The following is a 24,513-nucleotide window of genomic DNA, read 5'->3' as shown; positions in this document are numbered from 1 at the left end:
TCGCCGGACGCCGGCGGCTCCCCGTGAGACCACCGCAGCGTTCATTCCGCAGCGACCCCGGCGGGCACGAATGCCGGTCCCGGGACCGGATCCACGACAGGGCGGACCCAGCAGTCTGGCTCGCCCGGGCAGCTCGGGTCGCCAGGGTCGCCAGGGTCGCCCGCGAGGCCTGGACATTTCAGGCAGCCTTGGCAGTTCGGGTCGCTTGGAGAGCCTGGCCAGCTCGGGTCGCGCGGTCCGTTCGGAGCGCCGGTCTTCCGCGCCTGGCGTGCCGGGCCGGCGGAGGAGGGTCCGTGAGTCCTCGGTGCGACCACCACGGGTCAACCGGCGCCTGCGTGGTCCTGGCCTGCCGCGCTGGGTGCAGCGCTTCCGGATACCGCTGGCACTGCTGCTGGGACTGGGCGCCGCCGCGGCGTCGGTGCTCGCCGGTGCCGAAGGTCAGCTGGAGACCACCTCGGCGCTGCGCGTGACGGCTGATCTCGGCGTGGGGGAGCGGCTGAGCGCCGCCGTGATCGAGGAGGTCCAGGTCGACGCCGCGGCGGTCCCGCGCGACTACGACGTGGAAGTCGAGCAGATGCTCGGGCGGCAGGTCGCGGTTCCGATACCGGCAGGAGCGCTGATCCACCCGGAGCAGCTGGTGGGCCCAGGCCTGCTCGCCGGGCAGGACCCGGGCACCGTCGCGGTGCCGGTGCGACCGGCTGATCCTGCGATGGTGGCGCTGCTCACCCCGGGCCAGCGGGTGGACGTGCTGGCCTCCAGCGACACCCTGGAACGCGGCTCATCCTCGCAGCTCGTGGCGACTGCGGCGCCTGTGCTCTGGACTCCGCGAGACGACTCGGAGAACTGGCTGCCCAGCGGGACCGAACCGGGTGGGGTGGTGATCCTCGCCGTGGACCCAGCGACCGCAGAGTCCATCGCCGAAGCCACGCAGGAGGGACGGCTGCACCTGAGCCTGCGCGGTACCGTGGAGCCGCCCGGCCCCGCAGATCGGCAGAGGGGACCCGCCGAGGACTCAGCTGGAGGAGCTCGATGAGCCCGAGCTGGAGGCCCCGGCCTTCGAGGCCTGCGCCCCGGACGAGGCCTTGTTCGCGCCGGCTCCCGAGCCCGATTTCTCAGAGGAGCTGCTGGAGCTGCCGGATGCCCCGTCCGTGCTCGAGCGCTTCGAGGAGTCGGTCCCGGCGCTGGACGCGGCCCGGGAATCCGTGCGGTAGAAGCCGGAGCCCTTGAACGAGACTCCGACCGAGCCGAACTTCTTGCGCAGCGTGCCCTGGCATTCGGGGCAGATGGTCAATGAATCGTCGCTGAAGGTCTGCACGATGTCGAAGGCATGGCTGCAGTCCTTGCAGGCATAGGCATAAGTGGGCATCGGTTCCTCAGAGGTGAAGGTCGCTGGTAGGTCAGCTGCCACCGGTCGGCCGGGGCAATGCTGCCAGTCGATTATAGAGCCCTCAGCCTGGTGGCTCCGCGCTCGGTCGCGATGGCGTGCACCCGCAGGTCATGGGGCTCCACGGGGAAGGCCCCCGGGCTGAGCACCTCTGCGGCGTGCACCACGGCGATCAGACGCAGCGCGGCGCCGAGGTCGCTGCCGGCTCCGAACGCGGTGTCATAGAAGCCGCCCCCCTGGCCCATGCGAGCGCCCTGGTCGTCCACGGCCAGGCCTGGAACCAGGATGGAGAGTCCCTGCGTGTGAAGTTCCTGCAGTGCCTGCGTGCTCAGCCGGTCACCCTGGGGCTCATCGATGCGGGCGAAGGCGCTGCGCTGCAGGACCGCCTCAGGAGTCCAGCGCACCCACTCGAGGACACGGCTGTCCGGGCTGGCGATCACCGGTACGTACACGGCGCCCCCGCCGGCGGCGTGATCGGAGAGGAAGGCGCGCACATCGGGCTCCCCGGGCATCGGCAGGTACCCCGCCACGGCGACGCCCGGGGGCACCAGCGAGGACAGGACCCTGGCCAGCGCCTGGCCGCGGCCCGCGATCTCCGCGGGTGTCAGGCGCCGCCGTGCCGCTCGAAGCCGGGCTCGGGCTGCAGCTTTGGCAGCTGCGCCGCCGGGCTCGGCGCCGTCCGTCACCCGCGCTGAGCCGGGAGCCGAGTCGTGCGCTGAGCGGTGCGCTGAGCCCGGCCCCGAGCCGTGCGCCGAGTCGGGCAGACCGGCTGCCCGGTCGGAACCCTCGCCTGCCGGGTCGGCGAGTGCGGGTCGGGGTTCCGCACCGAGGCCCGGGGTGCTCTGGGGATCGTTGTCTGCCATCGGTTCAGCGCAGGGATTCGGACTGGACCAGGCTGGCGCGCAGAGCCTCCGCGGCGTCGGCCAGACGGGGGGAAAAGGTGAACTGGGCACTGAGCCGCAGCAGTGCGGCCCGCTCGTAGGCTTCCAGGGCGTCGGCGGGGACCCCGTTCCGGTAGGCCGTGTCATTGATCAGCCCCACGACCACCGCGCGACTGGCGGCGTCCCAGAGCCCGCGCAGCTCATTCCATTTGGCGCAGGCGCGCAGCCCGCCCAGATCCAGCGCGGGATGCGCCCACCCGGCATTGGAGACCTTGACCAGGGCCGGTCCCTGATCGGCGGAGTAGAGCAGGTCCTCATCGCGGAGCTGGCGGTGAGCCGGGACCATCCGACGCTCCGGGATCGCCGCCAGGGCATCACAGGCCGCGCTCACGCTGGCGTGGAAGAGCTCAGCGCCGAGGATGTAAGGCCGGATGAGCGATTCCCAGTGCTGGAGTCGTCGGATCTCCGCGGCCGCCCCGTGCACCGGGGCGCTGGCGGGAAGCTCGCCGGGGTGCTGGATCGCGGTGGACCAGGCATCCAGCGACTGATCCCAGGCGGTCTCCCAGACCTCGGCGCCCAGCCGGTGCGGTCGGTGCAGGGAGACCCCGGGCAGCGCCTGGAAGGTGGCGGTGGAATCGCAGTGGCCGGTCAGCCGGGGGAGCCGGAACGGACCGGAGAACGCTTGCGCGCGCCGCAGGCCGTCGAGCAGCGACTGCGCCTGGCCAGGGGGCAGCACCACGGTGTAACTCTCCTCCGCCCCGGTGCGGTGATGCACCACGGCTCTGAGTCCGGGTTCATGGGCGATCACCACTGCTGCGTCGGCAGCCTGGTGCAGAGCAGGCAGCCCGGGATCGGTATGGTGCGGGAACAGGTCCAGCACGGCGCTGCCGCCGGCGGCGCCGTCGTCATCCTGGACGCGGTAGTGGCCCGCCCGACGAGCACGCCGCGAGGGGGAAGAACCGCGACGCCCAGCACCGGCCGGAGGATCGGACCGCTCGGTCTCCTCGCTCTCCTCGGCGGAGGTGACCTCCACCGCCAGCACCCGCGGCTGACCGGGGACCGGCCAGGCCCGCTCCACCGACCAGCGAGCGCCCTCGGCCCACTGGGTGCGCGAGGGCAGTGATGCGGCGGGGTCAAGCATGCGGGTGGCGTTCCTCTCGGCAGGTTCTGCTCTCTCCAGCTTAGGCCCGGCCCGCCGGAGACCACCGCTGCCGGCCGGGCGTGTGGGCAACCTCAGAGCCAGGAGTCGATCCAGATCCGCATCCGCCACTGCTGGTAGGGAATCATCTCCGCGGTCCATATCGGCAGGAAGAACGCCGAGGCGGCGACGCAGAGCATCACGAAGCACAGCAGGATCACCGTGTTGCGCTGGCGCGCCGCCAACACCGCCGCGACGCTGCGCGCGGTGCCGTCGGCCCGGTGACCACCGGTGCCGATGCGCAGCACCAGAGCGGCGACGGCGGTCAGGGCCAGGATCAGGAACGGGTGGTAGCTGATCGTGTAGAAGAAGAAGGTCGTCCGCTCGGGGAAGAGCAGCCACACCAGATACCCGGCCGCGAAGCCCGAGAGGATCGCGCCATAGCGCCAGTCCCGGCGTCCCGCCCAGAGCAGCGCCACCAGCAGCAGCGCCAGCAGCCCGGCCCACCAGATCACCGGGTTCGCCAGGTCCAGGACGGCGGAGGAGCAGGTCTTCGCCCCGCACACCTCCCCGGTGGGCTCATGGACCTCCCCGGCGGAGATCGAGTCATAGTGCATCGAGACCGGCCGCCCCATAAACGGCCAGGTCCACGGGGAGGACGCATAGTCGTGTCCGCTGCTGAGCCCCTGATGGAACTCGGTGGCGGAGACATGGTAGTTCCACAGTGACCGGATCGGGTCCGGGATCAACCGGGCGAGGCCCTCTGCCGGGTGCGAGAGGTGCCACTGCCGCCCCCATCCACCCTGCGAGCTGAGCCAGCCGGTCCAGCTGGCCAGGTAGGTGGCGGCCGCGAGGGGAAGCACCGTGAGCACCGCAGGCACCGCGTCCTTGAGCAGCCCGGACCGGGCCCAACGCTCGACGCCGGCCAGGCGCCGTGCCTGCAGATCCCACAGGATGACCATGATCCCGAACACCGCGAGGAAGGCCAGCGCCGAGAGCTTCACCGCCACAGCCGCCCCCAAGAGCACACCGGCCAGCAGACGCCATGGCCGGACGCCCAGCCACGGTCCACCTGGCAGAGCCCGCCCGTCTTCCTGCCTCCGGCCGCCGTGTTGTGGATGCCGGACCGCTGGTGAGGCTCCCCGGGGCCTGCGGCGTCGCGGACCAGGACTGCCCGAGCTCCCGACGGAGCCCCGGGACTGCTCCAGGTCAGATTCGCGGCTGAGCGCCCAGGCGGCAAGCCGCCGTCGTCCGCTGTACCGGTCCGCCAGCAGCGCCCCGAACGCCGCCAGCACGAAGAGCATCAGGAAGATGTCCAACAGCGCCACGCGGCTCATCACCAGATGGTGGCCCTCGATGGCGGTCAGCAGCCCGGCGAAGGCGCCCAGGAAGACGGAGCGGAACATCCGCTGCGCGATCAGAATGATCAGCAGCACCGCGAGAGTTCCCGCCACGGCTGAGGAGATCCGCCAGCCGAAGGCGCTGTCCTGCCCGAAGACCCGCAGCCCGGCAGCGATCAGCCACTTGCCCAACGGCGGGTGCACCACATAGGAGCCGTCCTCGGTGGGCTGCGGGTCACCGGCGAGCCAGGCGTCGTCGGCCTCCTCCGGCCAGACCAGCTCATACCCGGTGAGCATCAGCGCATAGGCGTCCTTGGCGTAATAGGTCTCGTCGAACATCAGCAGATGCGGGGTGGAGAGGTCACGCAGACGCAGAATTCCAGCGAAGAGCGTGATCAGCGCGGGAAGCACCCAACCCCAGAGACCAGGACGGAACGGTTCGGCGTGGAGCCGACGCTGCAGCTGAGCGAGCCGATCGGCCGCGGGCTCGCGAGGGCCACCGGCCACCCCGGCAGGGTCCGGCTTCAGGCGGGCAGGCTCAGCGGGGATCACTATGGGTATGCTACTTGGCGCAAGCCGGTCACCGATCAGAAGCGGGCGTGTCATGGATCCAGCCGAGACCTCGCGACCAGCGAGCACCCGGGAGCCCGCCGATGCCAGCCTGTGGGACACCCCGATCGTGCTCGCCGCGACCCCGATCGGGAACCTGGGCGATGCCACCGACCGCCTCAAGCGTCTGCTTGCGAGCGCCGAGGTGATCGCCGCCGAAGACACCCGCACCGCGCGCCACCTGGCCAGGGCGCTGGAAGTCACCTTCCACGCCCGGATGGTCAGCCTGCATGAGCACAATGAGGCATCCCGGTCCGAGGAACTCGTGGAGCAGGCCAGAGCAGGCACCCGGATCCTGGTGGTCTCCGACGCCGGCATGCCCTCGGTCTCTGATCCGGGCTTTCGGCTGGTCGAGGCTGCCATCGCGGCCGGCGTCGGGGTGACCGTGGCCCCCGGAGCCTCGGCGGTGACCACGGCGCTGGCGCTCTCCGGGCTGCCCACCGACAGGTTCAGCTTCGCCGGGTTCGTCCCGCGCAAGGCCGGAGAGCGCAAGAAGCTGCTCGACCGGCTGATCACCGAAGAGTGGACGACAGTGCTCTTCGAGTCCCCGCACCGGATCGCTGCCACGCTGCGCGAGTTCGCCGTGGCGCTGGGCGAGGACCGTCCGGCGGCGCTGGCCCGGGAGCTGACCAAACGCTACGAAGAGGTGCTGCGTGGGGGGCTCGGCGAACTCGCCGCGGAAGCTGCGCAGCGCCAGCTCCGCGGGGAGATGGTCCTGGTGATCGGCGGCGGCTCAGCCGCCGGGGCCGGCGGCGAGCCGATGAGCCTCCAGGAGCTGGCCGGCGTCGTGCTGGACCGGGTGGCCGAGGGGGTCAAGCTCAAGACTGCGGCCAAGGAGACCGGTGCGGCGCACGGGGTCCCGGCCAGCGAGGTCTACGACGCGGCCCTGCTCCGCAGGCGCGCCGAAAGGTCAGCGGGAACAGTAGACTGAGCCGCACAGCGGAGAGGCACTCCAGCGCAGGGGAATCGATGAGCAGGCGGGGCCATGACCGAGGAGCACACGGGCAGCGAACAGGCTGCTCAGACGAGCAGCACGACCATCCGCGAGGCGGCCACGGCGCAGGTCGCGTGGCTTCAGCCAGAGCGCAACGCCACTGACGGGGTCCTCGATCTCTTCGCCGCCCGCCCGAACCAGCCGGTGTACGCCGTGCCCAACGGGACCGGGGGCTGGGTAGACGTCTCGATCACCAGTTTCCTCGACCAGGTCCGCGGCGTGGCCAAGGGCCTGATCGCGCTCGGCCTGGAGCCCGGGGACCGGATCGCGGTGATGGCGCCGACCTCCTACAACTGGGCGGTGGTCGACCAGGCGATCTGGTTCACCGGCGCGATCTCGGTGCCGATCTATGAGACCAGCTCCCAGCACCAGGTCGGTGAGCTTCTGGAGGACTCGGGTGCGAAGCTGGCACTCGCCGGCAGCAGCGAGCTGCAGGACTGCCTGCGCGCCGCCGGGGCGAAGCTCAAGGGGAACCGGCCCACCGTGCTGCCCATCGAGGAGCTGCGTCAGCTCGACGACCTCGCCGCCTCCGGTGAGCACATCTCCGACGAGCAGCTCGAGGCCGCCCGTTCCCGGGCCGGGCTGGACGACGTCGCCACGCTCGTCTATACCTCGGGGACCACTGGCCGGCCCAAGGGTGTGCGCATCACCCACCGCAACCTGGCCGAGGGGGCGGCGAACATGCTGCCCTTCGCGGACGAGATCCTGGGCGAGGGGGAGTCCCGCACGCTGATCTTCCTGCCGCTGGCCCATGTGCTGGCACGCGCGGTGCAGCTGATGTGTCTGCACCGTGGGGTCCAGGTGGCGCATTCCCCCGGTTCAGCGACGCTGCTCGAAGACCTCGCCAGCTTCCGGCCCACCTGGCTGCTCGGAGTGCCGCGGGTCTTCGAGAAGGTCTACCACGGGGCGGCGACCAAGGCCCGCGCCGAAGGCAAGGGCAAGATCTTCGAGGCCGCACGAGAGACAGCGGTCGCGTACTCCCGGGCGCTCCAGGTCGAGGCCGCGGGGGAGGGGCCCGGTCCCTCGGTACGGCTGCGAGCCCGGCGAGCGATGTTCGCCCGGCTGGTCTACTCCAAGCTGCATGCCCGTCTGGGCGGCAGCGTCCGCTACATGATCTCCGGCGCCTCCACGCTGAACTCCGAGATCGCGCACTTCTTCACCGGAATCGGGCTGCCGGTCCAAGAAGGCTACGGGCTCACCGAGTCCACGGCGCCGATCACGCTCAACATCCCTGGTGCCACGCGCATCGGCACCGTCGGGATCCCGGTGCCGGGCAACACCGTCCGGATCGCTGCAGACTCTGAGGTGCTGCTCAAGGGCCCGGTGGTCTTCGACGGGTACCACAACAAGCCCGAGGCGACCGCTGAGTCCTTCGACGACGACGGCTTCTTCCGCACCGGGGATCTGGGCACCCTGGACGAGGACGGGTTCCTCACCCTGACCGGGCGCAAGAAGGATCTGATCGTCACCGCAGGCGGCAAGAACGTCTACCCGATGCCGATGGAAGAGGTCATCCGGGCACACCCGCTGGTCGCTCAGGCCCTCGTCGTGGGAGACGACCGTCCCTACGTCGCGGCGCTGGTCACCCTGGACGCCGATGCGGTCGCGGACTGGTGCCGGCTCAACGGGTACCGGTCACTGTCGCTGATCGACGCCGCCAAGCACCCCAAGGTGCGCCAGGAGATCGGCCTCTCGGTGGAGGCCGCGAACCGGCGGGTCTCGCGGGCAGAGTCCATCCGGAAGTTCGAGCTGCTCGACGTCGAACTCTCCGAGGAGTCCGGGTACCTGACGCCCTCACTGAAGCTGCAGCGGCACCGGGTGCTCGCCGACTTCCAGGGCGTCATCGACTCGGTCTACGCGAACTGACCCGCCGGGTCTCGGGCGTGCGCGGCATCGCTGGGGCGCAAACGGGTGGAATAGCCCCACATGCAGGGCCTGTTCCACCTGAATTCGCCCCAGCGATGCCGAGATCTCGATTCTGTGGGCCTGGGACTGTGGAGAACTCGGAGGGACCCCAGAACTAGGTCAGGCTGTTCCCCATGCGGCGTCCGCAGCAGCTTCCTCCGAATCTCCAGGACCGGGCGTTCACACGTGCCGATCTTCGCTCGCTCGAACTCTCGGAGGAGCGGGTCCGTCGTCGCGACGTTCGCCGCCTGACCCAGGGACTGTACACCGCAGTTTCAGGGCAGGGTTCCCTCAGCGATGCACTGGAGCTCGCCCGCATGCTGCCGGAGTGTTGGGTCTCGCACGCCACGGCGGCCCGACTCTACGGATGGGACCTGCCGCGCAGGTTGGGGGAGCGCGAGAGCATCCATCTCACTCAGCCGCGGGGTTCGAATCGTCGAATCAGGCGCCTCGAGGTGATCAGTCACCGGCAGGCCGCCGACGCTGAGGATCAGTGGATGATCGCCGGGGCCCGGGTGGCGAGCCCGGCGCGAACCTGGTTGGACCTCGCCGGGCAGCTCGGGGAGGTGGAGCTGATCTGCTTCGGTGATCACCTGGTGCGTCATCCCTATCCGCGATTCGAGGCGAGGCGAGAACCGTATACGACGATCCGCGAGCTCCACGAGACCCTGGCCCGCGCGAACGGCGTCCCGGGTCGACGTCGGGCGTTGGAGGCTGTGCGGCACGTCCGCGTGGGAGCTGACTCGGCCGCGGAAACCCGGCTGCGCTTGTCTCTGGTGCGTGCCGGGCTGCCCGAACCTTCGCTTCAAGTCTCTGTGCACCCTGGGGACCTGCGGGCGCGGTGCGCCGACCTCGGATATCCGGATCTGAAGATTGCCATCCAATACGAGGGTGCGACCCATTTCAGCGCAGAGCAGGCGATGGCTGATCAGAGGCGGGACAACGTCTTTCTCGCCGCAAGCTGGATCGTGCTGCGCTTCAACGCACGGGATCACGCTGAGGGGTTCGCATCCGCAGTGCGGCAGGTGCGCGGCGTCATTGCACACCGTCGAGGGTGACCTATCAGGCATCCGTGGGGCAGAGACGGGGGTTATGGGCACGGATTCACGCGTCGTTCCACCTGTTCTCGCCCCGGGGATTCGGGCGGGCCGCTGTGCGGGGCCGCCGCCGGGCTGGTGCTCGGTTGCTGGGTCGGCGTCACGGGCGGGGCGCGGGCGGTCCGGCAGGGGGTGGGCGATAGAGTTGATCACCGTGAGTCAACAGCAGCGAAACCTCGCAGAGGCCGAGTCCAGCCCCGCTGCGGTGCCGGGGGAGACCCCGCCCGCCTACCGTCCGGCGCAGTCCGACGACGACGCGCGCTCGATCGCCGCCGCTGCCTCCGGCGCGGGGTCTGGTCCCGCGCGGGACCAGACAGAGGAGAAGTCCGGGAAGAAGCGTCGGCTGCAGTACCCGCCGGCCCCCGAGCCGCTGTCGGTCCCGGTGATCGATAACCACGCGCACCTGGACTTCCGGGACGGGCAGATCGCGGTCTCGGTGCAGCAGGCTCTCGAGGCCGCCCGCGCCGTCGGGGTTCTCGGAGCGCTCTGCGTGGGCTATGACGTGGCCTCCTCGGAGTTCTCCGTGACCGCAGCCGAAGAACATCCCCAGCTCAAGGCCGCAGTGGCGCTGCACCCCAATGACGCTCCGGTGCTCGCGGCCCAGGGAGGCTACGACGCCGCGTTCGCCAGGATCGCCGAGCTCGCCCGCCATGATCAGGTGGTCGCGATCGGGGAGACCGGGCTGGACTTCTACCGCACCGGTGAGGAGGGCATCGCCGCCCAGCGACGCAGCTTCGAGGACCACATCGCGCTCGCCGTCGAACGCGGACTTGCGCTGCAGATCCATGATCGCGACGCCCACGCGGAGGTGGTCCAGGTGCTCGACGCCGCGCCGGCGCTGCCCCGCGCGGTGGTCTTCCACTGCTTCTCCGGAGACGCCGAGCTGGCCCGGATCTGCAACGCCAACGGGTGGTACATGTCCTTTGCCGGCACGGTCACTTTCAAGAACGCCCATGCGCTGCGCGAGGCGCTCGCGGTGGCTGATCCGCAGCTGATCCTGGTGGAGACCGACACTCCCTTCCTGACCCCGCACCCGCACCGCGGCCAGCCCAACGCGCCATACCTGATCCCGCAGACCATCCGGCTCATGGCCGAGGTGCGCGAGACCGGCCTGGACTCGCTGTGTCAACAGGTCATGCTCAACACCACGCAGGCCTACGGGAGCTGGACATGAGCGACCAGCCAGCCCCGCAGGAACCAGCAGCGCAGGAACCAGCAGCGCAGGAAGCGACAGCGCAGGGTTCAGCCCCGCAGCTGCTCTCCGCCGCGCATGTGCGTGCGCTGGCCGAGCAGCTGGGCGTGCGCCCCACCAAGCAGTGGGGGCAGAACTTCGTGATCGACCCCAACACGATCCGGCGGATCGTGAGCCTCGCGGAGCTCGACGGCAGCGAACACGTGCTCGAGGTCGGCCCGGGGCTCGGCTCGCTGACCCTGGGTCTGCTGGATGAGTCTGCGATGGTCAGCGCCGTCGAGATCGACCCCAAGCTGGCGGCTCAGCTGCCTGAGACGGTGCAGCGGTTCCGACCCGAGCGTGCCGGAAACCTGCGCGTGCTAGAACAGGACGCGCTGAAGCTCACCCCTGCCTCCTTCACCGACCTCGGGGACGGTCAGGGCCCGTCGGTCCTGGTCGCGAACCTGCCCTATAACGTGGCGGTCCCGGTGGTGCTGCACCTGCTCCAGATCCTGCCCTCGCTGCGCAAGGGCCTGGTCATGGTGCAGGAGGAGGTCGCGGACCGGCTGTGCGCGGGTCCTGGCTCCAAGATCTACGGTGTCCCCAGTGTGAAGGCAGCCTGGGACACGAACATGCGCAAGGCTGGCGTGGTCGGCAAGCGCGTGTTCTGGCCGGAGCCGCGGATCTCCTCGGGACTGGTCCGCTTCGACCGGCGCGCCGAGGCCTCTTCTGAGCTGAGCCGCGAAGAGGTCTTCGCCGTGATCGACGCCGCCTTCGCCACCCGACGCAAGACCCTGCGTGCCTGCCTCGCCGGGCTCGCCGGCTCGCCCTCCCGCGCCGAGGCGGCGCTGCGAGCAGCCGGGGTGGACCCCTCGGCCCGCGGTGAGACCCTGGAGATCACCGGGTTCACCGCGATCGCCGCCGCGCTGCGCGACGCCCCGGCCGACGCTGACGTCGACGACGTCGACGCCCCAGCCGGTACCGAAGCCGCGGCCGAGGTCGACGACTCGGGTCCAGCCGGTGCGGCTCCGCGTGTCAGTGGCGAGAAGTAGGGTCGAGGCATGCGCGATAGCGAATTCTTCGGACATGTCACGGCCGTGGCTCCGGGCAAGATCAATGTGAGCCTTCGGGTCGGTCCGCTGCGCGAAGACGGATACCACGAGGTCGCCACGCTCTATCTTGCGGTCTCCCTCTACGAGGAGGTCTGCGCCGAGCGGCGCGAAGACAGCGCGATCACGGTGAGCCTCTCGGAACACTCCGTGTTCACCGAGGTCCAGACCCGGGACCCGGAGACCGGTGAAATCGTCGCCGCGGCGATCCCGCTGGACGAGCGGAACCTGGCGCACCGGGCGGCCTCGAAGCTGCGCGACCGGCTGGGGATCACCGACGGGGTGGACCTCACGATCACCAAGAACGTTCCGGTCGCCGGGGGCATGGGCGGAGGCTCCGCCGATGCAGCCGCCGCGCTGGTGGCGTGCTCGGCTCTCTGGGAGGCGGGGCTCTCCAAGGAGCAGCTGGCGGAGCTCGGCGCCGAGCTCGGCGCCGATGTGCCGTTCGCGATCCTGGGCGGAGCCGCCGTGGGGCAGGGCGTGGGTGACCAGCTCTCTCCACTGCTGACCCGAGGCGAGCTGCATCTGGTCATCGTGCCGGCCAACACCGGGCTGTCCACGCCCAGCGTGTACGCCACGCTGGATGAGATGCGCGCCGCGGCAGGCGTCCAGGCCGAGGCGCCGGAGCTGGATTCCGACCTGGTGCGGGCGGTCTGCACCGCCGACGCCGAACTGGTGGCCTCACTGATGGCCAACGATCTGCAGGCCCCGGCCGTCGCCAGCCTGCCCTCCCTCGAGGACATGATGGACATCGGCATGATCGAAGGGGCGCTGCAGGGCATGGTGTCCGGTTCCGGACCCACTCTGGTGTTCCTGGCCCGGGATGCCGAGTCCGCCCACCAGCTGTGCACCAGCCTGGAGGAACGGACCGAGGTCTGGGCCGTGCCCGTCACCGGCCCAGCTCCCGGGGCGCGGCTGATCAACAGCCGGGAGAGCGACTGAGCTGACCCCGCGCGACACCGGGCTTTTCAGAAGCCCCTGTGATCAGTCGGTCCGGTACAGTCCAGCCATCGGCCCCGGGGGTGCCGGGGGTCCGTCGGCCTGGATCTCGGCGCGTCCCGGATCTCGGCGCCTCCCGGAGTTCGGTGCGTCCCTGCGATCGCCGGCCTCGAGACCGCCCCACCTCAGCCGACCTTCTCGGAGAGCTCCAGCCAGCGCTCCTCCAGCTTCTCGTTCTCGGCCTGCAGCCGGGTCACATCGGCGGTGAGCTTGCCCAGACCCTCGAAGTCGCTGGGATCGTGATCATTCATCTGGCGCTGCTTCTTCTCGATCTGGGTGATCAGCTTCTGCATCTTGCGCTCCAGCGCGCCGACCTCCTTGCGGACCTCGCGCTCCTCGGCGCCGCTCAGCGTGGTCCCGCCGGCCGATGACGGGGAGGAGGTCTTCCTCGCCTCACGGCGTGCCGCGGCCGCGGCCTTCCCGGACGTTGCCCCGTTGCTGGCGGCGCCACCTCCAGAGCCGGAGCCCCCTGAGCCGGCGCCCTTCGGCTCGCCGGAGCCGCCGTTGGCGCGGGCGGCCTTCAGCCGCAGATACTCTTCCACGCCGCCGGGGACATGACGCATCTGGCCGTCGAAGATCGCGTACTGCTGATCTGTCACGCGCTCGAGCAGGTACCGGTCGTGGGAGACCACGATCAGGGTTCCGGGCCAGGAGTCCAGCAGGTCCTCCATGGCGGCGAGCATGTCGATGTCCAGGTCGTTGGTGGGCTCGTCGAGGATCATCACGTTGGGTTCGGAGAGCAGCACGAGCAGCAGCTGCAGGCGGCGTCGTTGTCCGCCGGAGAGTTCGCCGACCCGCGCGGAGAGGTGCGCGGTGGAGAACCCGAGGCGCTCCAGCAGCTGCGCCGGGGTGTGCTCCTTGCCGTCGATGACCACCTGGGTCTTCTCGCGGGCCAGGACCTCACGGACCCGGTCGCCCTCGATGGCCGCCAGCTGGGAGAACTGCTGATCCAAGGTGGCCAGGCGCACGGTCTTGCCGCGCTTGACGCGGCCGGTGTCTGGCTCCAGCTTCCCGGCCACCAGGTTCAGCAGCGTGGACTTGCCCGCGCCGTTGGCGCCGAGGATTCCGGTGCGCTCACCGGGACCGATCCGCCAGGTGACCTCGTTGAGGATCGGCTTGCCGTCGAAGCCGATGGAGGCATCCAGAACGTCGACCACGTCCTTGCCCAATCGGGCGGTGGCCATCTTCTTGAGCTCGATCGGATTGCGCGGAGGCGGGACGTCGGCGATGAGCGCGTTGGCCGCCTCGATGCGGAACTTCGGCTTGGTGCTGCGGGCGGGGGCGCCGCGACGCAGCCAGGCCAGCTCCTTCTTCATCAGGTTCTGCCGCTTGGCCTCCACTGTAGCGGCCTGACGGTCCCGCTCCACGCGCTGCAGGACATACGCCGCATAGCCGCCGTCGAAGGGCTCGACCACACCGTCGTGGACCTCCCAGGTGGTGGTGCTGATCTCGTCGAGGAACCAGCGGTCGTGGGTGACCACCAGCAGACCGCCGGAGCTGCGCGGCCAGCGACGGTTCAGGTGGTTCGCCAGCCAGGAGATCCCCTCCACGTCGAGGTGGTTGGTGGGCTCATCCAGCGCGATGATGTCCCATTCGCCCACCAGCAGCTTCGCCAGCGCCACGCGACGCCGCTGCCCGCCGGAGAGCTCGGAGATCTTCGCCTCCCACGGGATATCGGCCACCAGTCCGGCGATCACATCCCGGATCTTCGCATCGGAGGCCCACTCGTGGTCATCGGCGTCGCCGACGACCGAATAGCCCACAGTGTGCTCATCGACGAGGTCATCGGACTGGTCCAGCACACCGAACTGCACCCCCTTGCGCCGGGTGACCTGTCCTGAGTCGGGCTCCAGCCGGCCGGTGAGCATGGCCAGCAGCGAGGACTTGCCGTCGCCGTTGCGTCCGACGACGCCGACGCGGTCGCCCTCATTGATGCCGATCGTCACCGAATCGAAGACGGTGCGGGTAGGGAATTCCAGGTGTAGGGCCTCGGCCCCGAGAAGATGTGCCACCCATCCAGGGTAATGCCCCGCTGTGGCCGCGGTTTCCTCCGGCAAGGCGGCCCATGCGAAGATGGTCCAGCGCGTGGCCGGAGCCGAGAGTGTTCGCAGCGCCGAGCACTCTTCGACCGCCGTCGCACTCCGCCTTGGTGTAATGGCAGCACGCCAGCCTTTGGAGCTGTGCAGTCTAGGTTCGAATCCTAGAGGCGGAACGGCAGTCAAGATCGCCGGGCCTGCCTACACTGAGGAGTCCCATGAACCGCGTCGAGGAGCAGCCTTCGTGACCAACGCCCAGACCGCCCAGCCCACCGCCGTGATCGTGCTCGCGGCCGGAGCCGGGACCCGGATGAAGTCCAGCACGCCGAAGATCATGCACCCGATCGGTGGCGTCTCCATGATCGGACACGCGCTGGGCGCGGCGAAGGGTCTGGACCCGCAGCATCTGGTCGCGGTCGTGCGGCACCAGCGGGAGAAGGTCGCCGGGCATATCGCCACGGTCGAGCCGGGCGCCGTGATCGCTGACCAGGACGAGGTCCCCGGCACCGGACGCGCCGTGGCGTGCGGCCTGCAGGCGCTCACCGCCGCGGGTGCACCCGCCGAGACCGGCACCGTCGTCGTCACCTACGGCGATGTCCCGCTGCTGCAGACGCAGATGCTCGCAGAGCTGGTGGACGCCCACGAGCGCGACCGCAACGCCGTCACGGTGCTCTCCGCCGTGCTCGAGGACGCGTCCGGCTACGGTCGGATCCTGCGCAGCGAGAAGGACCCGCAGGACGTGCTGGGGATCGTGGAGCATAAGGACGCGACCCCCGAGCAGCGCCGCATCACCGAGATCAACTCCGGGATCTACGCCTTCGACGCCGCGGTGCTCAACCGCGCGCTGGCCCAGGTCACCACCGAGAACGCCCAGGGTGAGATGTACCTCACCGATGTGCTCTCCATCGCTCGCGCCGAGGGCGGCCGGGTCTCCGCAGTGGTCACCGAGGACCGCTGGCAGGTCGAAGGCGCCAACGACCGGGTCCAGCTGCAGGCCCTGGGCGCTGAGATGAACCGTCGCATCGTGGAGCGCGCCATGCGCGCCGGCACCACGGTGATCGACCCCGGGACCACCTGGATCGACGCCACCGTGACCTTGGAGGAGGACACCACCATCCTCCCGGGCACCCAGCTCCACGGTGCCACGCACATCAGCCGCAACGCCACCGTGGGCCCCGACACCACGCTCACCGACGTGATCGTCGGCGAGGGCGCCACGCTGACCCGGGTCCACGGCTCCGGAGCCCAGATCGGCGCCGGCGCCAGCGTGGGACCGTTCACCTACCTGCGTCCAGGCACCGTGCTGGGAGAGACGGGCAAGATCGGTGCCTTCTACGAGACCAAGAACGTGAGCATCGGACGCGGAAGCAAGCTGAGCCACCTCGGCTACGCCGGAGACGCGACCATCGGGGAGTTCACCAACATCGGCTGCGGCAACATCACCGCGAACTACGACGGCGAGAACAAGCACCGCACCCAGATCGGCTCCCACGTGCGCACCAGTTCCAACACCGTGTTCGTCGCCCCGGTCTCAGTGGGCGACGGCGCCTACACCGGCGCCGGCGCCGTGGTGCGCAAGGACGTGCCCGCCGGCGCGCTGGCGCTCTCCATCGCCCCACAGCGCAACGCCGAGGGCTGGGTCCAGGCCAAACGGCCAGGGTCCGCAGCCGCCGATGCGGCCAGTGCCACCGGGCCCGCCGCCAACGCGGTGAGTGCCACCGGCACCGCCGAGAAGACCACCGGTCGCGACGCCCCGTAGAACAGATCCACCCGAGACCACAGACTTCACCACCCACCAGCAACGCCGGCGAGAGGCAAGAACACCCATGGACGAAATCAGGCTGAGCGGGGAAAAGACCCTGGTGCTGGCATCCGGGCGCGCACACCCGGAGCTGGCAGAGGAGATCGCCAAGGAGCTCGGCACCGAGCTGCTGCCGATCAGTGCCTACGACTTCGCCAACGGAGAGATCTACGTCCGTTCTTCGGAGTCGGTCCGCGGCAAGGACATCTTCTTGCTGCAGTCCCACCCGGCACCGATGAACAACTGGCTCATGGAGCAGCTGATCATGGTGGACTCCATGAAACGAGCCTCCGCCAAGCGGATCACCGTGGTCTCGCCCTTCTACCCCTATGCCCGGCAGGACAAGAAGGGACGCGGCCGTGAGCCGATCTCGGCGCGCCTGGTCGCGGACCTCTATAAGGCCGCAGGCGCGGACCGGATCATGAGCGTGGACCTGCACACCGCGCAGATCCAGGGCTTCTTCAACGGCCCGGTGGACCACCTCTTCGCGGTCCCGCTGCTGGCCGATCACATCCGCGCCCGCGTCGCCGACGACGAGGTCACCGTGGTCTCCCCGGACACCGGTCGTGTCCGGGTGGCCGAGCAGTGGGCCGAGCGTCTGGGCGGGGCGCCGCTGGCCTTCGTGCACAAGACCCGCGACGTCACCCAGCCCAATAAGGCGGTCTCCAAGCAGGTCGTGGGTCACATCGAGGGACGCACCTGCGTGCTCATCGACGACATGATCGACACCGGGGGAACCATCTCCGGGGCGGTGCAGGTGCTCAAGGACGCCGGCGCCAAGGACGTCATCATCGCGGCCACCCACGCGGTGTTCTCGGATCCCGCCGCCGAGCGGCTGGCCAACTGCGGTGCACGCGAGATCGTGGTCACCAACACGCTGCCGATCCCGGAGGACAAGCGTTTCGAGACCCTCACGGTGCTCTCCATCGCGCCGATCCTGGCGCGGGCGATCAAGGAGGTCTTCACCGACGGCTCGGTGACCTCACTGTTCGACGGACACGCATAGCCGCCAGCTGCACTCCGCGTTCCCGCGTCGGGGGCCGTTCTCCGGTGAGTCTCTTGGCGGCCGCGGGCCACACGGTCGAATACATGCTGGCCATGGACTGTTGACGCAGGGGAGCAGGCACAGGCGGCTCGCAACACACGCGATCGCCGGATGTCTGTTCCAGCAGGCCCGATCTATCTCAGGAGCAGCCATGGAACCCCGCACCGATGGACCCGATCAGGAATCCGCCACTGACCAGACCTTCGACGTGATCGTGATCGGTGCCGGAGCGGTCGGTGAGAACGCGGCGGGTCGGGCAGCGCAGGGCGGGCTGAGCGTAGCGATCGTCGAAGCTGAACTGGTCGGCGGGGAATGCTCCTACTGGGCATGCATGCCGTCGAAGGCATTGCTGCGCTCGTCGCAGGCTCTGCGGGCTGCCCGCGGGGTGGCCGGTGCTGCAGGTGCCGTCACCGGGGACCTCGACGTCGCCGCGGTGCTGAATCGCCGAGATTCCTTCACCAGCGGCTGGAAGGACAAGGGGCAGGTCGACTGGCTTGAAGGCGCGGGGATCCAGCTGGTGCGCGGGCAGGGTCGACTCACCGGCCCCAAGCAGGTGAGCGTCACCGCGGCCGACGGATCCGCCACCACGATCACTGCCAGGCATGCCGTGACCCTCGCCACGGGCTCGGCCGCTGCGATCCCCGAGGTGCCGGGGCTGCACGAATCTCATCCCTGGACGAGCCGAGAGGGCACCAGCGCGCAGAGCGTGCCGAAGAGCCTCGCGATCATCGGCGGCGGTGTGGTGGCCGCAGAACTGGCCACCGCTTACGCCGGCCTCGGCAGCAGAGTGACGGTCCTGGCGCGCAGCGGTCTGCTGAGAGGCATGGAGCCCTTCGCCGGTGAGCTCGTCGGGGAAGCGCTCGAGTCCCAAGGGGTGGAGCTGCGGCTGCACACCGCCCCGGAACGGGTGACCCGCGCGGGGGAGGAGGTCCGCCTGGAGACCTCCGACGGGGAGACCCTGGTGGTCCAGGAGGTGCTCGTCGCCACGGGACGCACCCCGCGCACCGGGGACCTGGGTCTTGAGACCGTCGGCCTGGAGCCGGGCTCCTGGATCGAGACAGATGACACCATGCAGGTCCCGGGCTTCGACTGGCTCTACGCCGTCGGCGACGTGACCCATCGTGCCCTGCTCACCCACCAGGGCAAGTATCAGGCGCGGGCCGCCGGGGACGTGATCGTTGCTCGCGCCCGGGGTGCTCGAGTCGACGATGCCCCCTGGGGCGCCCATGTGGCCACGGCAGATCAGCGCGCGGTTCCGCAGGTCACCTTCACCGACCCCGAGGTGGCCTCTGTCGGGCTCACCGCTGCGGCGGCCCGCGAAGCAGGGTACGAGATCCGCGTGGTGGACTACGAGCTGGGCAACGTGGCAGGTGCGGCGCTGCACGCCGACGGATACGCAGGCAAGGCGCGCATGGTCGTCGATGAGCAGCGCGAGGTGATCCTGGGGGTGACCTTCGTCGGCCCCGATGTCAGCGAGCTGTTGCATGCCGCGACCATCGCGGTGACCGCCGAGGTGCCGCTGGACCGGCTGTGGCACGCAGTGCCTGCCTATCCCACGATCAGCGAGATCTGGCTGCGGCTCCTGGAGAGCTACGGCCGCCCGGGCAGCTGAGTCCAGCTGCCGAGGGGCGGCGGCGCGGGAGCGCGGCTCGGCTCAATCCTGCTTGACCTTGGCCGCCTCCACCGATGGGTCCTTCCAGCGGCCCGAGCGCACTCCCCGGAAGTAGATCCGGCCTACCACCAGGGAACCGACGAACAACACGGCCATCGGGATCAGCACGATGTAGACATTGCCCGTGGCGACCATGATCGGGATCGCCAGGGCGGTGACCAGCCCACCACCGAAGAAGGGCTCGAAGAACAGCTGCTTATACCCGAAGGCCTCCAGTGCTGGGGACTCGTCATAGGGGTCGGCCACGCGGAGCAGGACCAGGCCGGTGGCGGTGACGCCCATGGACTGACCGAAGTCCGCGATGCCGCGCTCCAGCCAGAACTCCGGGATGATGCGCGGGGTGCACAGCAGCAAGATGGTGGTGCAGAACAGAATCCCGGCCACCGAAAGGATCAGGAAGGTCTCCCAGAAGTTCGCGATGACCTCCAGGGAGATGGTCGCCAATGCGGCGACGATCAGGATGTCCAGGGCCAGGCCCTGGATCCGCTTCATCGTCTCGTGGTCGACGAGGTTGGTGTTGCCGGTGCGATCCAGGATCAGCTGGATGATCACTCCGCCGATCATGGCCAGCGGGAACAGCGGAACGTAGCCCAACAGGGTCAGGCCCTCCTCGGAGAAGACCGATCCCGGCTGGCCCCACAGCTGGTCCTCGACCCAGACCAGGCCTTCCAGGATGATCCACCCGATGATGATGGCCAGGCCCACGATGGCCACGTGCAGCGTCAGCGGTTCGATCGAGCTGGGACGAGCGGTCATCCGACCGGTGGAGACGTTCTCCTTCTTGCCGTAGAGCCCGCGCAGCTCCGCCTTGGACTGCTTGGACACGTTCTTGATCACTCGGGTTCGTCCGGTGCGCACGCCCCAGTTGATGACAGCGATGCCGATCAGGATGCCGAAGACGAGCCCGACCGTGGCGATGGCCAGAGCGAGGTCTGTCGCTTCGGGGATGCCCATGTCATCGAAGGCCGGCTGCATGCCGGCTGCGGTGCCATGACCGCCCTCAAAGGCGATCTCAAGCAGCGCGCCGAAGATCGGATCCACTCCGAGCAGCGGAGAGAGCACCAGCAGTCCCAGCACGATTCCCACGACGTACTGACCGGAGCCGTAGGCCACACCGATTGAGAGCTGCGGCCCCACCAGCTTGGCGGCCCGAACGGGGGAGGGAATCCTTGAGCCCAGGAACAGGGTGGCAAAGACCACCGAGATCAGCAGCCCCGGCAGTTCGGCCCAGACGTCGAAGATTCCAGTGGTCAGCAGTCCACCGTCCTCCAGCCATTCCCAACCCAGGGGTTCCCCGAGACGGCCCAGGACCTGGGGGCCGATGATGAGTCCGATGAAGCCGGCGATGATGGCGCTGGGCAGCAATAGCTTCTGGATGAAGGGCACCTTGACCCTGACATACTTTCCCAACAGCATCACCGCTGCCAGCATGACGATCGCGAACCCTATGACCTCTGGACTCATCTGATATGTCTCTCCTAAACTCACCGGCGGCCCTAGACACGTGAATGAATACCATCACAACGAAGGGCTCGGCGCGAGAGCCGAGCCGGCTGGTCCAACAGATCCCTCGATATTCGTTGTCTTCGGGCTGGATGTCATCTCGAACACTCATGACCGGTCCGAGGACTGCAGAGACAGCGCTGCTGTGACCGGTGGTGGATAGGATCACTGCATGGATCAGCAGAGCCCCGCCGAGTCCGGCGTCAATCGCAATGAGTTCGTGCGATCCCTCGCCACCGGCCTGCGCGTCCTGGAGGCCTTCTCGGCCACCGAACCGAAACTGACCCTCTCCGACGTCGCCCGTCGGGCCGGGGTCAGCCGAGCCACCGCCCGGCGGATGCTGCTCACCCTGGTCCGTGAGGGGTACGCCCACGCAGACGGCAGGTACTTCCAGCTGACTCCGAAGGTGCTGGGCCTGGGGCAGGGCTACTGGTCCGGCCGCGGCTGGCACGAGCTGCTCCAGCCATCGCTGGGGGAGCTCTCCACAGCACTGGGCGAATCCTGCTCGGCCGCGCTGCTCTTCGGCGATGAGGTGATGTACGTCTGCCGAGTGCACACCCGACGAATCATGCGGATCGACCTCGGACTGGGCACCAAGCTGCCCGCGTTCGCCACCTCGATGGGCCGGGTGCTGCTCTCCGGGCTCGAGGACGCGGTGCTCGAGGAACGCCTGCACAGCACCGAGCGGCGCGCCTTCACCTCCCGCACGGTCACCGACCCTGAGCGACTGCGCGAGATCATCACGCAGGTGCGCGCCGAGGGCTGGGCGGTGGTGGACGAGGAGCTGGAACTGGGATTGCGCTCCGTGGCGGTCCCGGTCCGGGATCGCAGCGGGCGTGTGGTGCTCGCGCTGAACACCTCGCTCCCGGCCGGTCGAGAGTCCGTCCAGGAGTCGCTGGATCGCACGCTGCCCCAGCTGCTGGACTGCGCCACGGCCGTGGAAGACCTGATCGGGTCCCTGGGTGAGGACGTCGACAGGCTCACCGTGCCCCAGGGCCTCTGACTCGTACACCTGACCGGCACCTCTGGCGCGACCCGCCGTCGCCCACTATGCTGGGCTCTACATAGCGCACAGATGTTTGCATAGCGAACATCGCGTGTTGATTCGCTCAGGACAGGGGAGCTCATATGCAGGATGTCTTCATCTACCAGGGTCTGCGCACCCCCTTCGGCAAGGTCGGCGGTGCCCTGTCCGGCCAACGTCCGGATGACCTCGCCGCACTGGTGATCTCCACGCTCGTGGAACAGGCCCCGGGGCTGACCCCGGAGAACGCCGGGGAGATCGTCGGGGAGGTGATCTTCGGCAACGCCAACGGCGCCGGCGAGGAGAACCGCAACGTGGCGCGCATGGCCTGGCTGCTCGCACAGCTGCCGGTGACCGTGCCGGGTTCCACGATCAACCGACTCTGCGGCTCCTCCATGGAGGCCGCGATCTCCGGAGCCCGGCAGATCGCGCTGGGGGAGACCGACGTCGTCCTCGCCGGCGGCGTGGAGTCCATGTCGCGCGCCCCCTGGGTGCTGCCCAAGACCGAACGCCCCTTCCCGATGGCCAACCTCGAGCTGGCCAACACCACGCTGGGCTGGCGGCTGATCAATGAGCGCATGCCCAGCCAGTGGACCGTCTCGCTCGGCGAGGCCACCGAACAGCTGCGTGAGCGCCACGGCATTGAGCGCGAACGCCAAGACGCCTTCGCCGCCCGTTCCCACGAGCTCGCCGCCAACGCCTGGTCAGAGGGGCACCTCAGGGATCTCACCGTGGCTGTGCCCGGCGTGGACCTGGACATCGATGAGACCATCCGGGCCGGGGTCACCGAAGAGAAGCTCGCCGGGCTGCGCACCGTCTTCCGCCGCGAGAACGGCACCGTCACCGCCGGCAACGCCTCCCCGATGAACGACGGCGCCTCCGCCGTCTGGCTCGGATCCGCGGCCGGCGGAGAGCAGCTGGGCCTGACCCCGCAGGTGCGGATCGCCGGCTGGGCCGCGGCGGCGAACGAGCCGCAGTACTTCGGCTACGCCCCGGTCGAAGCCAGCAACAAGGCGCTGTCCCGTGCCGGGATCAGCTGGGCCGAGGTCGGCGCGGTGGAGCTCAACGAGGCCTTCGCCGCGCAGTCCCTGGCCTGCCTCGACGCGTGGGAGGTCGACCCGGAGATCGTCAACGCCTGGGGCGGGGCGATCGCGATCGGTCACCCGCTCGGCGCCTCGGGCACCCGGGTGCTGGCCACCCTGGCGAAGCGGATGCAGCTGGGCGGCGAACGCTGGGGCGTGGCCACACTGTGCATCGGCGTGGGCCAGGGCCTCGCCGTCGTCCTCGAGAACGCCAGCAGCTGAGCCTAGCCAGGCCACCCACAGGGAGAGAGAAGAAACGATGACTGAATTCGTAGACACGGCCGCAGAGGCGGTGAGCAGCGTGCGCGACGGCGCCACCGTGCTGCTCGGCGGCTTCGGCAACGCCGGACAGCCCATGGAGCTCATCGACGCGCTCCTGGACTCAGGCACCACTGACCTCACCGTGGTGAGCAACAACGCCGGGCAGGGCGACCGTGGGCTGGCGCTGCTGATCAAGGAGCGCCGGGTGCGCAAGGTGATCTGCTCCTTCCCGCGACAGTCAGACTCCTGGCACTTCGACGCGGCCTACCGCGCCGGGGAGATCGAGCTGGAGCTCGTCCCGCAGGGCAACCTCGCCGAGCGGCTGCGCGCCGCCGGTGCCGGGATCGGCGCCTTCTTCACCCCCACCGGATACGGCACCAGCCTCGCCGAGGGCAAGGAGACCCGCGAGATCGAGGGCCGGAACTACGTGCTGGAGCACCCGATCCGCGGCGACGTCGCGCTGATCAAGGCGCTGCAGGCCGACGACGCCGGCAACCTGGTCTACCGCAAGACCGCCCGGAACTTCGGCCCGGTCATGGCCGCCGCCGCCTCGCACACCGTGGTCCAGGTCGCGGAACTGGTCCCCAGCGGATCCCTCGATCCGGAGAACATCGTCACCCCCGGCATCTACGTGGACACGGTGACCGCCCTGACCCTGGGCTCCATCCAGAACCAGGAAGCGAAGGAAGCATGAGCACCCAGAACAGCACCGCCAGCCAGACGGGTCAGCAGCCGCTCTCCCGGGAAGACCTCGCGAAGCTCGTCGCCGCGGACATCGCGCCGGGCTCCTATGTGAACCTGGGCATCGGGCAGCCCACCAAGGTCTCGGACTACCTGACGCCCGAGCAGCAGGTCACCCTGCACACCGAGAACGGGATGCTGGGCATGGGACCTGAGGCGCACGGAGAAGACATCGACGAGGAGCTGATCAACGCGGGCAAGATCCCGGTCACCGAACTCCCCGGAGCCAGCTACTTCCACCACGCCGACTCCTTCGCGATGATGCGCGGCGGCCACCTCGACGTCTGCGTCCTCGGCGCCTTCCAGGTCTCCGCCGGCGGGGACCTGGCCAACTGGTCCACCGGCGCGCCCGATGCCATCCCCGCGGTGGGCGGCGCGATGGATCTGGCCATCGGTGCCAAGGAGGTCTTCGTGATGATGTCGCTCTTCGCGAAGGACGGCACCCCGAAGATCGTGGCCGACTGCAGCTACCCGGTCACCGGGCTGGGCTGCGTGAGCCGGGTCTACACCGACCACGGGGTCTTCCTGATCGAACAGGCAGCGGACGGGCTCCAGCTGGTGCTGCGCGAGGCCTACGGGATCGAAGCCGAGGAGCTGGTGCAGCGGTTCGATTTTCCGGTGGTGATCGCCGGCTAGCCAGCTGGTATAGTCATCAGCTGTGCCCAGGCGAGGGGGCGAGCGTCACGGATCGGTTCCGCAGACCTCAGCCCCGTGATCGACG

Annotated in this window: 20 protein-coding genes and 1 tRNA gene; 15 read left to right on the top strand and 6 right to left on the bottom strand. The window is 69.3% G+C overall.

What is annotated here, in order from left to right; all coding sequences use genetic code 11:
- Positions 1 to 304: 304 nt before the first annotated feature.
- Positions 305 to 1,033, top strand: coding sequence for a Flp pilus assembly protein CpaB (gene cpaB, locus HNR11_RS00540; RefSeq protein ID WP_179440654.1), 729 nt, complete (start codon positions 305 to 307; stop codon positions 1,031 to 1,033).
- Here the strand turns inward: cpaB and HNR11_RS00535 are convergent.
- The 4 genes from HNR11_RS00535 to HNR11_RS00520 all read right to left on the bottom strand — a co-directional run bounded on the left by HNR11_RS00535 (position 1,013) and on the right by HNR11_RS00520 (position 5,295).
- Positions 1,013 to 1,366 (bottom strand): FmdB family zinc ribbon protein, encoded by a 354-nt coding sequence (locus HNR11_RS00535; RefSeq protein ID WP_179440653.1) that lies wholly within the window; start codon positions 1,364 to 1,366, stop codon positions 1,013 to 1,015. The two genes, cpaB and HNR11_RS00535, sit on opposite strands and share 21 nt — an antisense overlap.
- A gap of 71 nt (positions 1,367 to 1,437) precedes the next feature.
- On the bottom strand, positions 1,438 to 2,247 hold the full coding sequence (locus HNR11_RS00530; RefSeq protein ID WP_179440652.1) for a 5-formyltetrahydrofolate cyclo-ligase: 810 nt from the start codon (positions 2,245 to 2,247) through the stop codon (positions 1,438 to 1,440).
- A 4-nt stretch (positions 2,248 to 2,251) separates the two neighbouring features.
- Positions 2,252 to 3,406, bottom strand: a complete 1,155-nt coding sequence (locus HNR11_RS00525) for a hypothetical protein (protein ID WP_179440651.1) — start codon at positions 3,404 to 3,406, stop codon at positions 2,252 to 2,254.
- 92 nt (positions 3,407 to 3,498) lie between these two features.
- Positions 3,499 to 5,295, bottom strand: a complete 1,797-nt coding sequence (locus HNR11_RS00520) for a dolichyl-phosphate-mannose--protein mannosyltransferase (protein WP_343050535.1) — start codon at positions 5,293 to 5,295, stop codon at positions 3,499 to 3,501.
- Between the two features lie 52 nt (positions 5,296 to 5,347).
- On the opposite strand from HNR11_RS00520, the gene rsmI reads away from it, so the two are divergent.
- From rsmI to HNR11_RS00490, 6 genes are all read left to right on the top strand, one after another.
- Positions 5,348 to 6,283 carry a 16S rRNA (cytidine(1402)-2'-O)-methyltransferase gene (gene rsmI, locus HNR11_RS00515; protein WP_179440649.1) on the top strand — a complete coding sequence of 312 codons (936 nt, stop codon included), beginning with the start codon at positions 5,348 to 5,350 and terminating at the stop codon, positions 6,281 to 6,283.
- Positions 6,284 to 6,337: 54 nt separating this feature from the next.
- Positions 6,338 to 8,212, top strand: coding sequence for an AMP-dependent synthetase/ligase (locus HNR11_RS00510; RefSeq protein ID WP_179440648.1), 1,875 nt, complete (start codon positions 6,338 to 6,340; stop codon positions 8,210 to 8,212).
- A gap of 173 nt (positions 8,213 to 8,385) precedes the next feature.
- Positions 8,386 to 9,309 (top strand): hypothetical protein, encoded by a 924-nt coding sequence (locus HNR11_RS00505; protein ID WP_179440647.1) that lies wholly within the window; start codon positions 8,386 to 8,388, stop codon positions 9,307 to 9,309.
- Positions 9,310 to 9,502: 193 nt separating this feature from the next.
- Positions 9,503 to 10,522 (top strand): TatD family hydrolase, encoded by a 1,020-nt coding sequence (locus tag HNR11_RS00500; RefSeq protein WP_425488253.1) that lies wholly within the window; start codon positions 9,503 to 9,505, stop codon positions 10,520 to 10,522.
- Positions 10,519 to 11,571 (top strand): 16S rRNA (adenine(1518)-N(6)/adenine(1519)-N(6))-dimethyltransferase RsmA, encoded by a 1,053-nt coding sequence (rsmA, locus tag HNR11_RS00495; RefSeq protein ID WP_179440645.1) that lies wholly within the window; start codon positions 10,519 to 10,521, stop codon positions 11,569 to 11,571. The genes HNR11_RS00500 and rsmA overlap by 4 nt, the downstream gene beginning before the upstream one ends.
- Before the next feature lie 9 nt (positions 11,572 to 11,580).
- Positions 11,581 to 12,570 carry a 4-(cytidine 5'-diphospho)-2-C-methyl-D-erythritol kinase gene (locus HNR11_RS00490; RefSeq protein WP_179440644.1) on the top strand — a complete coding sequence of 330 codons (990 nt, stop codon included), beginning with the start codon at positions 11,581 to 11,583 and terminating at the stop codon, positions 12,568 to 12,570.
- A 182-nt stretch (positions 12,571 to 12,752) separates the two neighbouring features.
- On the opposite strand, the gene HNR11_RS00485 is transcribed toward HNR11_RS00490, so the two are convergent.
- Positions 12,753 to 14,639 carry an ATP-binding cassette domain-containing protein gene (locus HNR11_RS00485; RefSeq protein WP_179440643.1) on the bottom strand — a complete coding sequence of 629 codons (1,887 nt, stop codon included), beginning with the start codon at positions 14,637 to 14,639 and terminating at the stop codon, positions 12,753 to 12,755.
- Between the two features lie 128 nt (positions 14,640 to 14,767).
- On the opposite strand from HNR11_RS00485, the gene HNR11_RS00480 reads away from it, so the two are divergent.
- The 4 genes from HNR11_RS00480 to HNR11_RS00465 all read left to right on the top strand — a co-directional run bounded on the left by HNR11_RS00480 (position 14,768) and on the right by HNR11_RS00465 (position 19,121).
- Positions 14,768 to 14,839, top strand: a tRNA-Gln gene (locus HNR11_RS00480).
- 68 nt (positions 14,840 to 14,907) lie between these two features.
- A complete protein-coding gene (glmU, locus tag HNR11_RS00475) occupies positions 14,908 to 16,422 on the top strand; it encodes a bifunctional UDP-N-acetylglucosamine diphosphorylase/glucosamine-1-phosphate N-acetyltransferase GlmU (protein ID WP_179440642.1) in 1,515 nt (504 codons plus the stop codon).
- Positions 16,423 to 16,489: 67 nt separating this feature from the next.
- A complete protein-coding gene (locus HNR11_RS00470) occupies positions 16,490 to 17,470 on the top strand; it encodes a ribose-phosphate diphosphokinase (protein ID WP_058887268.1) in 981 nt (326 codons plus the stop codon).
- 190 nt (positions 17,471 to 17,660) lie between these two features.
- Positions 17,661 to 19,121, top strand: a complete 1,461-nt coding sequence (locus HNR11_RS00465) for a dihydrolipoyl dehydrogenase family protein (protein WP_179440641.1) — start codon at positions 17,661 to 17,663, stop codon at positions 19,119 to 19,121.
- A gap of 42 nt (positions 19,122 to 19,163) precedes the next feature.
- Here HNR11_RS00465 and HNR11_RS00460 read toward each other — a convergent pair whose 3' ends face one another.
- Positions 19,164 to 20,645 carry a sodium/glutamate symporter gene (locus HNR11_RS00460; protein ID WP_179440640.1) on the bottom strand — a complete coding sequence of 494 codons (1,482 nt, stop codon included), beginning with the start codon at positions 20,643 to 20,645 and terminating at the stop codon, positions 19,164 to 19,166.
- Positions 20,646 to 20,856: 211 nt separating this feature from the next.
- Here HNR11_RS00460 and HNR11_RS00455 point away from each other — a divergent pair, with 211 nt between their 5' ends.
- From HNR11_RS00455 to HNR11_RS00440, 4 genes are all read left to right on the top strand, one after another.
- Positions 20,857 to 21,687 (top strand): IclR family transcriptional regulator domain-containing protein, encoded by an 831-nt coding sequence (locus tag HNR11_RS00455; protein ID WP_179440639.1) that lies wholly within the window; start codon positions 20,857 to 20,859, stop codon positions 21,685 to 21,687.
- A gap of 125 nt (positions 21,688 to 21,812) precedes the next feature.
- Complete coding sequence (locus HNR11_RS00450; RefSeq protein WP_179440638.1) at positions 21,813 to 23,012, top strand: thiolase family protein; 1,200 nt, start codon at positions 21,813 to 21,815, stop codon at positions 23,010 to 23,012.
- A 37-nt stretch (positions 23,013 to 23,049) separates the two neighbouring features.
- Entirely contained in the window at positions 23,050 to 23,745 is a 696-nt protein-coding gene (locus HNR11_RS00445) for a 3-oxoacid CoA-transferase subunit A (protein WP_179440637.1), read from the top strand.
- Positions 23,742 to 24,428 carry a 3-oxoacid CoA-transferase subunit B gene (locus tag HNR11_RS00440; RefSeq protein ID WP_179440636.1) on the top strand — a complete coding sequence of 229 codons (687 nt, stop codon included), beginning with the start codon at positions 23,742 to 23,744 and terminating at the stop codon, positions 24,426 to 24,428. The genes HNR11_RS00445 and HNR11_RS00440 overlap by 4 nt, the downstream gene beginning before the upstream one ends.
- The last annotated feature ends 85 nt before the right edge of the window (positions 24,429 to 24,513 follow it).

Origin of the sequence: Nesterenkonia sandarakina (assembly GCF_013410215.1) — a bacterium.
Lineage (GTDB): Bacteria > Actinomycetota > Actinomycetes > Actinomycetales > Micrococcaceae > Nesterenkonia > Nesterenkonia sandarakina.
The sequence above is the reverse complement of the archived record's forward strand: the minus strand, read 5'-3'. Positions and strand labels throughout refer to the sequence as shown.